Below are 12,177 nucleotides of genomic sequence, written 5' to 3'. Positions count from 1 at the left end.
TTATAGCAGAGCGAATCCCGGAACGGTCTGTGTTGACGCCTGGCCGCGATCAGTGTTTCCTTACCATATGCAATTACGCAAGGACCCGATTACTCGCTCCTGGGTCATTACCGGAGACGATCCTGCGGCTCAGGTTAAAGACGAGAGTATTTGTCGATACTGCCCCGACGCGACGGCGCCTCCGCAAGTAATATCCAGCGTGCCTTCACGGGACGGCGGTCTCTGGCAGGCAAGAGCGGTGGTGCATCCTATGCCCATCTTTCGCATCGAAGGTGAACCGCAACGCCGGGGCGAGGGTCTCTATGATTCCATGCAAGCCGTGGGCGCGCACGAAGTTCTGGTGGAGAACCCCAACCACAAGAAACAGCTTTGGCAGGCCACTGACGCTGAAATCGAGCAGGTACTGCAGCTCATTTCCAGCCGCATCCTGGATCTCAAGCGCGACCGACGCTTCAAGTATGTCTCGGTTTACAAGAACTACGGTGTGGCGGCCGGACAGGACTTCGAGCATCCGACTTCTGAACTCACTGCGACTACCTTTGTTCCCCGACGTATCCTGTATGAATTACGCGCCGGGAAGGAATATTTCGGTCAAAAGGAACGGTGCGTTTTTTGCGACATCCTAGCCCAGGAAGAACGCAGTGGCAAGCGCGTCGTAGAAACCCGTGGTGACTATGTGGCGAGCGTTCCCTATGCACCGCGGGTGCCTTTCGAAACCTGGATTATGTCCCGCCAACACGAGGCTTCCTTTGAACGCCTGAGCGTCAGCAGAAATTCGAATCTTCGCGATCTGGCGGCGCTGCTGAGGCGCACGCTCAGCCGCATCCGCGCTGTGAGTGATGCCTTCCACCTGGTGTTGCACACCTCGCCCAATACACTGCACCGGTCCGACGTTCTCCGTTACTGGACCACGATTGATGACGATTACCACTGGCACATCGAAATTCTTCCGGTTGTCAAAGACAAGGCAAAGTCATACACGTTCAAGGAGGTGTACTACACGCCAGTGAGTTCTGAGACTTGCGCCAAACGCCTGCGAGAAATTCCTCTGGAGTAAGGACGCCGAGGAAGAAGCCAGATCGGGCGATCGGGGGATGTTAAGGGTGAGCTCGTGAGCTCGGGTCCCACTGAAGTGAACGAGGGCCGAGGGTGGAAGTAGTACACTTCTTCGTATCTGATGGCGTTGCGTCGCGTAAAGACCTACACTGGCGAAACCGGCTACGTTTATCAATACTATTTTGTAGGTCAGCGTCCTGCTCTTTCCGGCGATAGCGAGGCGCCCGCCACCGAGTACATATTTGACGTCAGCTCCGATCGAAAGACTACCTATGCAGTCAGCGTCTTCATTAGAGGCGAGGTGGCGGAAAACTGGAGTTCCGCGCACGGCCGCCCTCTTACCGATACCGAACGGTACGCGGTGGCTAAGGTGCGCCTCTTTCATGGCTTCGACGAAATTGAGAACATGATGCAGGACGGACGCCGGCTCAGCGTGAGCGCCGCTGAGATCGAGGAGTACCTCAACAGCCTGGGAGTGGATTAAGCGATAACGGCGCGGACAAGCTTCGCCAGCTAACTGACGGGCTGACGGGGAATGGCCATTTATCCTGTGACCCAGATCACACCCGCGGAGTGATCTCTTCCGCTGCTCCGTCCCATTGGCCTGAGGCACCGTAATCAAGGGATTTATAATCATTCTTCCCTACAGAACAGGAGGAGGGCAGCGCCCCTGATCCGAGGGGATTAAGCTATGCCACTGCTTTGGCTCCGAATTGCGGTGCTGTTCTATGCGGTGGGCTTGCTCTATGCGCTGGCGGCGGTAAGCCGGCCCTGCGCCTGGCTATCCCGTGTGGTAATACCCTTTGTCGGGATGGGCATGGTGTTCCATTTCGTCTCGCTAACCGAGACCGCCATGACCAGCGGCCATCTCTCGCTCACTCTGATGTCGATTCACGAGTCGGAATCGCTACTCGCTTTTCTGATCCTCGTGGTTTTCATGGTGGTATTTGCCAAGTACCGCACCACTTCGCCCGGTATTTTCGTCTTTCCCCTGGTTTTTCTGTTAGTTTTTGCCTCCGCACTGGGGCAGCAGCAGGTGATCTTTACTTCGCGCCTGATGCGTAGCGGCTGGATCGGCGTGCACGTAGCGATGATCTTTACGGGCTACGCTGCTCTGTTACTCAGCTTCGCCTCGAGCATTCTTTACCTGGTGCAGGAGCGGAGCCTGAAATCCAAGACTCCGGCAGCCGATGGTGTGCTTTCGCGCTTGCCCGCGCTGCAGGTGATCGACGATATCGGCTACAAGTCGCTTTTGCTGGGCTTTCCCTTCATGACGTTTGGCCTAATTGCGGGATCGGTGGTGGCGCAAGCAAATTTTGGGTCGCACTTTTTTTATGATCCCAAAATCATTCTTTCTCTGCTGATGTGGGCGGTGTACATGCTGCTGTTGTACAGCCGCTGGAACTCCGGCTGGCGCGGGCGTCGCGCTGCCTATTTGGCGACGTTTGCTTTCCTGGCGGCGGTGGGAGCCTGGGCAGCAAATTACTTCAGCGCAGTACACAGGTTTGTGGCCCCATGAACGTGCAGCTCATCGGAGTGAACCATCGAAGCGCGCCCGTGGAGATTCGGGAACGCTTCGCGGTCTCCGAGTCCCGACTGCCGGACGCTCTGCAACATCTGCTGCACTATCCCGGGGTCGAAGAAGGAATAATTCTCTCTACCTGCAACCGGGTTGAGGTTCTGGCCGGGCTGCAAAACGGCGCCGCTGACCTGCGGGGTTTTGTTGCCGATTATTTCAAGCTGCCACATGCCGAGTTTGAACCTTATCTCTACGAATTTCGTGAGAAGGAGGCTATCAAGCATCTCTTCCGCGTCACCTCCAGCCTTGATTCGATGGTCGTGGGTGAGCCCCAAATCCTGGGCCAGGTGAAGGAAGCCTATGCCATCGCCCGGGCAGTCGGCGCTGTGCACTCGCAGCTGGATGCTCTTCTCACCCGCTCGTTTGCGGTTGCCAAGAAAGTGCGCAACGAGACCGCAATTGCCTCTTCCGCCGTGTCCGTGGCTTCCGTGGCGGTGGAACTAGCTAAGAAGATATTCGGCGACCTGAAGGGGAAGAGCGTATACCTGGTGGGGGCTGGCAAGATGTGCGAGCTTGCAGCCCGGCATCTGCTGGCTAGCGGGATAGCAACCATCTATGTCGTCAACCGGACGCACGAACGAGCGCTGGAGATGGCGCGCAGGTTCGATGGCCAGGCGCTGCAATTCAGTGATCTGTACGATACTTGTGACAAAGCTGACATCGTGATCACCTCCACCGGGGCGCCTCACGCCATCTTCCGCCGTGAGCACGGGGAGGCCTTTATGGCTCGCCGCCGGAACCGTCCGATGTTCTTTATCGATATCGCGGTTCCTCGCGATGTGGATCCCACGCTCAACGATGTCGATGGAATCTTCGTTTATGATATCGACGATCTTCAGCAGGTAGTTTCCAGCCACATCTCGGACCGCAAGCGCGAGGCGCTCAAGGCGGAAGACATCGTGGCCCTGGAGGTCGAGCGCTTCAGTGAGCGCTTGCGCACTCTGGATGTGGTGCCTACGATCCTTTCGCTGCAGGAGTATCTCGACGATATTCGGCAAGCCGAGATCGAACGCTTCCGCAGCCGCCTGGGCACACTCACTCCCGAGCAGGAAGTGGCGATCGATGCCCTGACGCGTGGCATGGTCAACAAGATCATGCACACGCCCATCACCAACCTGAAGAGCGCCGCCCGCCAGCCCGAAGCCACTACCGTCGTAGAGGTCATGCGGCGCCTTTTTAATCTCTCCGACAAGAGCCGCAAGAATTCCAAATCAGACTCCGCTGGCAGCGACGGAGCCGTTTCCTGATGACCCTGCTGCGAATCGGATCCCGTGGTTCCCAACTCGCCCTGTGGCAGGCCAACCACATCGCCGCCCTGTTGCGCGCGCGCGGTCATCAGGTGGAATTGGAAATCATCAAGACCACGGGTGACAAAATCACAGACGTGGCCTTGGCCAAGGTGGGCACGAAGGGGATGTTTACCAAGGAAATCGAAGAGGCGTTGATCGAGGACCGAATCGACCTTGCCGTGCACAGCCTTAAGGACCTGCCCACAGAGCTTGCCCCTGAGTTCGAGATCGCAGCCATCACGGAGCGCCAGAATCCGCTCGATGCTTTTCTTTCGCGCCGCTTTCAGTGCATCGAGGAACTGCCGCAGGGCGCTCGCATAGGGACCAGCAGCCTGCGCCGACAGGCTCAGCTCAAAGCGCTTCGTCCTGATCTCGCCGTTTTTCCTCTTCGCGGAAATGTCGATACGCGTCTGCGCAAGCTGGACGATGGCGAATATGACGCAATTATTCTGGCTTCCGCGGGGCTCAATCGCCTAGGCCGCACGGAGTTGATACGCCAGATCCTCACAGCCGACATGATGTGTCCAGCCGCCGGACAGGGCGCCCTGGGGATAGAGATCCGGTCACGTGATGAGAAGACCCGCCGAGAAGTTGAATTTCTGAATGATCCTCCGACGGCAAAAGCCGCTGCTTGCGAGCGAGCTTTATTGAACGAGCTCGGCGGGGGTTGCCAGGTACCGATTGGCGCCTTTGCTGAAGTTGTTGATGGGAAGATTCAGCTGACGGGTGTGGTGGCGCGGCCGGACGGGTCCACTGTCCTGCGCGAAGTCCGCACCGGAAGCGATCCGCAATTGCTGGGTAGGGAGGTCGGCCAACAGTTACTGCGCCGCGGCGGGGGAGAGATTTTGCGCGAAGTCTACGGTGAACCCGCGGTTACCCCCGCCCAGCCCTGATCGCGTCCGCTCCAAAACGATTTCACAACTTTTTACTTTTCTTTACTTCAACTTCACACATGCCATGGCTGGGTGGGGTATGTTGCATGCCGTACCATCGAAGTGCTTGGGGCCCCCGGAGAAGATATGAAGACGAAACCGCGATGGAATGAGCGAACCCGGTTGATGCTGACGCTGGAGCTCGCCATCGTATTGCCGGCAGCCGCGCTGATCGTCGTCGCCGTGCTGCACTTGAGGACGATTCAGCGCGATCGCGCGATTGAGGCGCTGCTGCAGCGAGATTTCAGCGAGGTGCTGGCCATTTCCGAGAAGCACATCAACCAAAAAGCGTTCGCCTTAGCGGATGATGTGCGCGAGGACTTTCCCGCGCCCGACGAAACTTGCGAAGCCAAACTGGACAAGATTCTGGCCTCTCACCCGTATGCCGCGCATGTGTTCATTTATGACCCGCAGGGAGGTATCAGGCTCCGTTCTCAGCCTCGGCGTCTTAAGGAAGCGGATTTTCGTGCTGAGTCCGAAGGCCTTACCAAGATGTTCGCCACCTGGCTGAAAGTCGACTTTGAGGATTTCAGCAAGAAGTTGGAAGCTAAGCAGAAGAAGGAGAAAGAGAAACTTCAACCGTACGTTTCCGAATACTACTGGGCTCCGCGGGGCGAGAAACATTTATATCAATCCATCCCTATGTTCCTCGTGCGAGACGAAGAAAGTGGTGAAAAGGCGATCGCCGGCATGGTGTTTGACGCCGAGTATCTGCGCGATGAGTTCTTCCCGGAGGCGCTGGAAGCAGAAATGAACCGCAATGTGGAATCGGGGGAGAAAAAGGCCGCGGTCATGATCGTGCACCCCAAGAATGAATCCACTCCCCTGGCGACAACAGCGGGATGGGACGGTGGTACGCCCGAGACGGAACGCAATATGGAAGCCGCTTTTCCGGGCCTCACTCTAGGCATGAAATTGCGCGGCACAACCTTGAAGGCCATGAGTGAAAAATTCATGCACACCAGCTTCCTGATTCTGGGCTGCCTGTCGCTTTTGATGGCCGGAGGAGTCGTGCTGACCTATCGCAATGTGAGCAAGGAAATCGCCCTGGCACGACTGAAGTCCGATTTCGTTTCCAATGTTTCACACGAGCTGAGAACCCCGCTTTCGCTGATCCGTTTGTACGCGGAAACGCTGGAGCTGGGCCGCCTCACGGATCCCAGGAAATACCAGGAGTATTACCAGATTATCCGCAAGGAGAGTGAACGGCTGACTGCCCTCATCAACAATATCCTGGACTTTTCACGTATCGAGGCGGGACGCAAAGAGTACGAGTTTCGCGAGACCGACCTGCGGGAACTGGTGAAGAACACACTGGAATCGTACCGCTACCAGATCGAGCAGAATGGTTTCATCTTCGAAGAGAAGATCGAGCCGGTACCGCCAATGCGCATCGATCGCGAGGCCATGGCGCGTTCGCTCGTAAACCTGGTCAATAACGCTCTGAAATATTCGCAGGACCGGAAATATATTGGCGTAAACCTGTATCGGGAAAACGGCTCGGTGAAGTTGGAAGTAATCGATCACGGAATCGGTATTCCGCGCACCGAACAGGGCAAGATTTTCGAAAAGTTTTACCGGGTTGGCGATCCGCTGGTTCACAACACCAAGGGCAGCGGGCTGGGGCTCTCGCTGGTTCGACACATCGTGCACGCACATGGGGGCGAGGTTTCCGTGGACAGTGCACCGGGGCAGGGAAGCAAATTCACCATCGCATTGCCGGTTGAGCCCAATGGAGTGCAATCGGCATCGGCATAAGCACCGCAGTCAGTACCGCAGTCGCTTTTGGGAGAACTGAGGATGACCAAGATCCTGATTGTGGAAGATGAGCCCGGCATGGTGGCCGGACTGCGTGACAACTTCGAATACGAAGGCTACGAGGTGGCCACTGCCAACGATGGTGTAGCGGGATTAGAAAGAGCACTTAGCGAGTCGCCCGATCTGGTGATTCTTGACGTGATGATGCCGCGCATGAGCGGCCTGGACGTTTGCAAGCAATTGAAGGCGAAACGTCCATCGCTTCCCATCATTATGCTGACGGCGCGCGGGCAGGAGGTCGACAAGGTAGTTGGTCTGGAATTGGGCGCCGATGACTATGTGACCAAGCCGTTCTCCATTCGCGAGCTGCTTGCCCGTGTGAAAGCCGTGCTGCGCCGCGCTCAGGGCCATCCCAAGGACGCGGATCGATACAACTTTGGTGATGTGGAGGTGAACCTGCGCAGTTGCCAGGTCTCGCGCAAGGGCAAGCAGTTGGAGATTTCATCCAAAGAATTCGAGCTGCTGAAGTACTTCATTTCCCACTCAGGGGAAGCGATCAGCCGCGATCGCCTGCTGGAAGATGTTTGGGGGTATGAGCGCTTCCCCACCACACGAACGGTGGATGCTCACATCGTCCGGCTGCGGCAGAAGCTGGAACCCAAACCAGAGGATCCGCACTTCATCCTGACGGTTCACGGGGTTGGTTACAAGTTTGTCGGCTAACCGGGAGAGACTACAGTGCCGAGCACGAAAACAGTCAATCGCCGAAGCAGGACGGAGCTGGTCTGTTCTGTAGGATCTGGGCGGCGCCCGCAGCGCACTTCCTTGGCCCAGATGATTCGCAAGAACCATGTCCTTGAAGAGCAGATTGCTGAACTGCGTCGCCGACACGACGAGTTGCAGCGCAACTTCTTCGAGGCCGCCCAAATGCAAAGACGGCTGTGCGGCCCGGGGCATATCGTGCGCTCTCCATTTGAGTTTGCCGGCGAGATCTTTCCCGTCCGCCATCTTTCCGGGGACTTCATCAGCAGCTGTGAGCACGGAGCGGAGTTAGTCTTTGCCATTGGCGACATCGAGGGCAAGGGTCTTCATGCCGCAATGTGGTTTACCCATCTACTGGCAGCGATTCGTCTGCAGGTTCTGAAGGGAAAACAGCCTGCATTGGCTGTGAGCGCGATCAATCGCGACCTTTGCAAGCTGCAGTCCGCCCCACCACTAACGACGCTATTTCTCGCGAGACTAAATCGCGAGACCGGAAGACTCGTGTACTGCAACGCCGGGCATCCGGCAGCTCAAGTTCTGCGACACGATGGAACGGTGGAACGGCTCCAGGAGGGAGGACCGGTTATGGGTGTCGTTCCTCGGGCTCGCTTTTCGCGGGGAGAGGTCACGCTCGAACCAGGAGATTCTCTGCTCGCTTACTCCGACGGGGTCGTGGAATGCCGCAACCAATCCGGTGTTGAGTTCGGGGCCGAGCGACTGGTGACGGCTGCCAAAAAGTGCCAAGAGCGGTCAGCTCGCGCGATGCTTTTTTCCGTGCTCGGAGCGGCGGCAGATTTTGCCAGCAATCAGCACGAAGACGATATGGGACTACTAGTCTTACGGCGGCAATTTGAGGATGGAGTGTAGCGCGCTACAAAACCATGGCAGGGGTAGCCAAAATTCGGGGACCTCTCGACAGCGGCGTGGTGCTTGCCTTTTGCGGCGCGCCGGCCGAAAGCACCGTCTCCCTCGCACTGGATGAGAATACGCTGGCCCGCCAGGCGCAACAGGGGGACAAGACTGCCTTTGAAGAGCTCATTCGCCGCTATGATCAGGCTGTCCTCCGCCTGGCTACGCATTTGACTGGATCCCTACAGGATGCCCAGGACATCTACCAGGACGCCTTTCTGCGTGCTTATCGCAATCTCGGCACCTTCCGCTTCGACTGCTCGTTTTACACGTGGATGTACCGTATTGTGACTAATCTGTGCCTCGACCACCTCCGCAAGAATCGTTTTCGGATGCGCGAGGTAACGACCGAGGTCAATGGCGAAGCCGAAGAGCGCAGTGTTCTGGACCGGATACCTGATCAGCGCGCCAGCGGCAGTCCCGAACGAGCGGCGCTCAGCCGCGAACTACAGTTGATGATAAACCGGGCATTGCGAAAGCTTTCGCCCAAGGAGCGCATGGTTTTCGAACTGAAGCACTACCACGGGATGCGATTGCAGACTGTCGCTGCCATCCTGCACACAACAGAAAACACCATTAAGAGCACTCTATTCCGCGCCACCCAGAAGTTACGCGCCGATCTGGCGCCGCTGCGCTAACTTGCGCTGTGAGGCGTTAGAAAGACGAAAATATGGGACATGTCCTAGTGCGTACCCACGTAGGCAAATCGCAGCGAAAGCTTGTGCCTTCACAGGGTTAACAGGTTTTTGGGCGACAGTCTGAAGCAAGTATGCTTAGCGGATTCGTGGTTCTTTCGTTGCATTTCTTGGGCAGCTGTTGCATCTTTAGGCAACGGAGGAGCGAAGCCTGCCATCCATTGGACGGTAAAATAGCTTTCCTTTTGGCGCGCTCGATTCCACCTGGCACAGCGACAGCTCTGAGGTGACATATGCTGAGCTTTAGCGACGTCTGCCCCCGCTGCCAAACATCCGAGCAGCTCTACAGCTCGCGCATTAAGAATGCGGTGGAACGAGCTTTCCTGCAGGCCACTTATCTTCAGGCGGTACGCTGCCATGCGTGCTACAAGCGTTTTTATCTGCCAAGAGTGTTCCAGATCCCGCGAGCGCATGTTGTAGGGCAGCCGACCCAGTTGGGAAAAGCAGCGACTCCCGCGGTAGCCGGTTCCAATGATTCCCGGCCTGCTGCCTGACTCCGCCGCTCTGTTGGAATCGAATTCTTACTCGCCGTAAGGGACCCAGATGTTTTTGATCTGGGTTGCGTGCTGCAGGAACCAGCGACCTTCACCCTGCCTGGAGTCAAACCAATCGATGGCCCGCCCCTCGTTCGTGAATACCTGCTTCAAGTTGCCGATGGAGAGCGCTTTGACCATAGTTGCATTGGCTTCGTTTCCAAAGCACCAGATGGCGTCCACGTCGTCATGCTCGGCGAGCACCTTCATCAGTTCAGGGGAGCGGCCGGTGACCATGTTCACCGCGCCAGGAGGCAAATCGCTGGTATCGAAGAGTTGATAGAGATCACCGGTAATCAAGGGATAGAGCTCAGAGGGAACCGCGATCACCGTGTTTCCGACAGCAAGGACGGGCATCACGAGGGAGACGAATCCAAGCAAGGGCGTCTCAGTTGGACAGACGATGCCAACGGTCCCAATCGGTTCGTGCATGGCAAGGGTGACGTTTCGAAGTGGCGGGTCGTGTACCGTTCCCTCGAATTTATCTGCCCATGCGGCGTAGGAGAAAATGCGTTCGATACTGAGTTGGACCTCGGCGGCGGCTTGCTCTTTGCCCACGACCGAAGCGAGGCGGTCGCTAATCTCTTTGCCACGCTGCGACAGATTTTCCGCCATGTAGTAGAGAACCTGCGCGCGGTTGTGGGCTGTAGTACGGCTCCACGCGTCCGCCTTACGGGCGGCTTCCACGGCATTGCGAATGTCCTTGCGGTTTCCGAGTGGCGCCTCGCCCAGCAGACGGCCGTCGGCTCCCCGCACCTCGATGGTGTAGCCGGAATCAGGCCGCGCCTGTTTTCCGCCGATGTACAGCTTCACCGTGTGGTCGATGGCGGGAGCAGCGATATCCGCCTCGCCATCGGGCAAGAGATCCACCGCGGCTGCGGGTTGTCGAAGTGGCGGCGCCTGCTTGAACCATGTCGGTTCCAAATATTCCAGCAGACCTTCTCGTCCACCTTCCCGTCCGTAGCCGCTTTCGCGATATCCCCCGAACCCGCATGAGGCGTCGAAGAGATTGGTGCTGTTCACCCACACGACGCCCGCCTTCAACTGCGCCGACACATGCAGAGCAACATTGATGCTTTCGCTCCAGACGCAGGCGGCCAGGCCGTATGCGGTATTGTTAGCCAGTTCCACGGCCTCACGCGGAGTGCGGAAGGTCATGGACGTCAGCACCGGACCGAAGATCTCTTCCTGGGCAACTACCGAAGTGGGCTGCACGTTGCTCAACAGCGTGGGCGGGAAGAATAGACCCCGAGAAGGAAGAGGGGTTGAGGGCTGCCAGCACGTAGCTCCCTCTGCCACACCTTGATCCACGAGCCGGCGAATACGCTCCAGTTGCACGGGAGCGATGATGGCGCCAATGTCGATGGCTTTATCCAGCGGTGGGCCGATGCGCAGGGTTTCCATGCGATCGCGGACCTTGCCAATCAGCGCTTCGGCCACGCTCTCCTGCACCAGCAGGCGCGAACCCGCACAACAAACCTGACCCTGGTTGAACCAGATTCCGTCGACCAAGCCCTCGACGGCGCTGTCGAGGTCAGCATCCTCGAAGATGATGAATGGCGATTTACCGCCCAATTCCAGAGACAGCCGCTTGTGACTGGCGGCAGTGGCTTTGCGAATGGCGCGCCCGACTTCGGTGGATCCGGTGAACGCGATCTTGTCCACATCGGGGTGCTTCACGAGGACTTCGCCCGTGCGGCCATCGCCAGTCACGATGTTCACCACGCCCCCTGGCAGCCCGATCTCCTGACAAATATCTGCAAATGCCAGTGCCGTAAGAGGAGTGAACTCTGCCGGCTTGAGGATCACCGTGTTGCCGGTGGCCAGGGCAGGGGCAATCTTCCAGGCCAGCATCAATAGCGGGAAATTCCAGGGAATAATCTGTCCTACGACACCGCAAGCCGCGTAGCCGGGAAACTCCTGATCGAGCAGCTGTGCCCACCCGGCGTGGTAATAGAAATGTCGTGCCACGAGAGGAATATCGATGTCCCGGCTTTCGCGGATGGGCTTGCCATTATCCAGGGTCTCCAGCACTGCCAATCGCCGCGAATGCTTTTGCACCTGGCGTGCCAGGGCATACAGATAGCGGGCGCGCGCATGAGGAGTAAGAGCCTGCCATGAGGCCAGCGCTGTTCGGGCTGATTGAACGGCTGCATCGATGTCCTCAGCCGAACCCTGTGCGACGGATGCCAGTTTCTCGCCAGTGGAAGGATCAGTTGTGTCGAAGAATTCGCCAGCTGCGGGCTGGCGCCATTCGCCATTGATGAAATGTCCGAAGCGGCGCCCGTGGCGGTCGAGCCAGACCAGCGCCTCCCGCGGATCCTCCAGCGCCGGCCCGTATTCCATGCCTAGAAATTTTTCGACAATACTCATGCGTGTGCGCTCGATCCTCTCAGCGGTAATGAGTCCTATGCGATGGGGTGCCGATAATCCGCCGAGTATCTTCCGGTGGCGAAATATTCCAACTGGCGCTCGATATCGGCCAGCATGCCGCTCGCACCGAAGCGGAAGAGGCTGGCCTGCAGCCATGGTGGCCCCAGTTCCTCTTTCATCAGCGCCAGCCAATCCAGCGATTGTTTGGCGGTGCGTATCCCTCCTGCCGGTTTGAAGCCCACCGCCATGGCTGTTTCCAATCCATATTCGCGGATGGCTCTCGTCATCACC

Annotated in this window: 12 protein-coding genes; 10 read left to right on the top strand and 2 right to left on the bottom strand. The window is 57.7% G+C overall.

Features of this window, described 5'->3' with window-relative positions; genetic code table 11:
- Positions 1–67 precede the first annotated feature (67 nt).
- The 10 genes from VEG30_11165 (at position 68) to VEG30_11120 (ending at position 9,474) form a co-directional block, all read left to right on the top strand.
- Positions 68–1,057: a hypothetical protein gene (locus VEG30_11165; protein HXZ80481.1), complete on the top strand. Its 990-nt coding sequence runs from the start codon at positions 68–70 to the stop codon at positions 1,055–1,057.
- A 126-nt stretch (positions 1,058–1,183) separates the two neighbouring features.
- Positions 1,184–1,540: a hypothetical protein gene (locus VEG30_11160; GenBank protein HXZ80480.1), complete on the top strand. Its 357-nt coding sequence runs from the start codon at positions 1,184–1,186 to the stop codon at positions 1,538–1,540.
- A 207-nt stretch (positions 1,541–1,747) separates the two neighbouring features.
- Positions 1,748–2,575: a cytochrome c biogenesis protein CcsA gene (gene ccsA, locus VEG30_11155; protein HXZ80479.1), complete on the top strand. Its 828-nt coding sequence runs from the start codon at positions 1,748–1,750 to the stop codon at positions 2,573–2,575.
- Complete coding sequence (gene hemA / locus VEG30_11150; GenBank protein HXZ80478.1) at positions 2,572–3,882, top strand: glutamyl-tRNA reductase; 1,311 nt, start codon at positions 2,572–2,574, stop codon at positions 3,880–3,882. The genes ccsA and hemA overlap by 4 nt, the downstream gene beginning before the upstream one ends.
- A complete protein-coding gene (hemC, locus tag VEG30_11145) occupies positions 3,882–4,817 on the top strand; it encodes a hydroxymethylbilane synthase (protein ID HXZ80477.1) in 936 nt (311 codons plus the stop codon). Before hemA ends, hemC begins: the two co-directional genes overlap by 1 nt.
- 126 nt (positions 4,818–4,943) lie before the next feature.
- Positions 4,944–6,614 carry an ATP-binding protein gene (locus VEG30_11140; GenBank protein ID HXZ80476.1) on the top strand — a complete coding sequence of 557 codons (1,671 nt, stop codon included), beginning with the start codon at positions 4,944–4,946 and terminating at the stop codon, positions 6,612–6,614.
- 42 nt (positions 6,615–6,656) lie between these two features.
- Entirely contained in the window at positions 6,657–7,337 is a 681-nt protein-coding gene (locus tag VEG30_11135; protein HXZ80475.1) for a response regulator transcription factor, read from the top strand.
- A 111-nt stretch (positions 7,338–7,448) separates the two neighbouring features.
- Complete coding sequence (locus tag VEG30_11130; protein ID HXZ80474.1) at positions 7,449–8,243, top strand: PP2C family protein-serine/threonine phosphatase; 795 nt, start codon at positions 7,449–7,451, stop codon at positions 8,241–8,243.
- A 14-nt stretch (positions 8,244–8,257) separates the two neighbouring features.
- The gene (locus VEG30_11125; protein HXZ80473.1) at positions 8,258–8,923 is read left to right on the top strand and encodes a sigma-70 family RNA polymerase sigma factor; all 666 of its coding nucleotides are present in this window, start codon (positions 8,258–8,260) and stop codon (positions 8,921–8,923) included.
- 290 nt (positions 8,924–9,213) lie between these two features.
- The gene (locus VEG30_11120; protein HXZ80472.1) at positions 9,214–9,474 is read left to right on the top strand and encodes a hypothetical protein; all 261 of its coding nucleotides are present in this window, start codon (positions 9,214–9,216) and stop codon (positions 9,472–9,474) included.
- A gap of 27 nt (positions 9,475–9,501) precedes the next feature.
- On the opposite strand, the gene VEG30_11115 is transcribed toward VEG30_11120, so the two are convergent.
- Positions 9,502–11,886 carry an aldehyde dehydrogenase family protein gene (locus VEG30_11115; protein ID HXZ80471.1) on the bottom strand — a complete coding sequence of 795 codons (2,385 nt, stop codon included), beginning with the start codon at positions 11,884–11,886 and terminating at the stop codon, positions 9,502–9,504.
- Positions 11,887–11,921: 35 nt separating this feature from the next.
- On the bottom strand, positions 11,922–12,177 hold a 256-nt coding region (locus VEG30_11110; protein ID HXZ80470.1), incomplete at its 5' end, for a deoxyribose-phosphate aldolase.

The sequence above is a fragment of the Terriglobales bacterium genome, assembly GCA_035624455.1.
Lineage (GTDB): Bacteria > Acidobacteriota > Terriglobia > Terriglobales > Acidobacteriaceae > DASPRM01.
This window is presented reverse-complemented; position numbering and strand designations above follow the sequence as displayed.

What these genes read in the sequence shown, in the direction of transcription:
- VEG30_11140 (HXZ80476.1), top strand. Translation starts at nt 4,944, where the DNA reads ATGAAGACGAAACCGCGATGGAATGAGCGAACCCGGTTGATGCTGACG.
- VEG30_11130 (HXZ80474.1), top strand. Translation starts at nt 7,449, where the DNA reads ATGATTCGCAAGAACCATGTCCTTGAAGAGCAGATTGCTGAACTGCGT.
- VEG30_11165 (HXZ80481.1), top strand. Translation starts at nt 68, where the DNA reads ATGCAATTACGCAAGGACCCGATTACTCGCTCCTGGGTCATTACCGGA.
- hemA (HXZ80478.1), top strand. Translation starts at nt 2,572, where the DNA reads ATGAACGTGCAGCTCATCGGAGTGAACCATCGAAGCGCGCCCGTGGAG.
- hemC (HXZ80477.1), top strand. Translation starts at nt 3,882, where the DNA reads ATGACCCTGCTGCGAATCGGATCCCGTGGTTCCCAACTCGCCCTGTGG.
- ccsA (HXZ80479.1), top strand. Translation starts at nt 1,748, where the DNA reads ATGCCACTGCTTTGGCTCCGAATTGCGGTGCTGTTCTATGCGGTGGGC.
- VEG30_11115 (HXZ80471.1), bottom strand. Translation starts at nt 11,886, where the DNA reads ATGAGTATTGTCGAAAAATTTCTAGGCATGGAATACGGGCCGGCGCTG.
- VEG30_11120 (HXZ80472.1), top strand. Translation starts at nt 9,214, where the DNA reads ATGCTGAGCTTTAGCGACGTCTGCCCCCGCTGCCAAACATCCGAGCAG.
- VEG30_11135 (HXZ80475.1), top strand. Translation starts at nt 6,657, where the DNA reads ATGACCAAGATCCTGATTGTGGAAGATGAGCCCGGCATGGTGGCCGGA.
- VEG30_11125 (HXZ80473.1), top strand. Translation starts at nt 8,258, where the DNA reads ATGGCAGGGGTAGCCAAAATTCGGGGACCTCTCGACAGCGGCGTGGTG.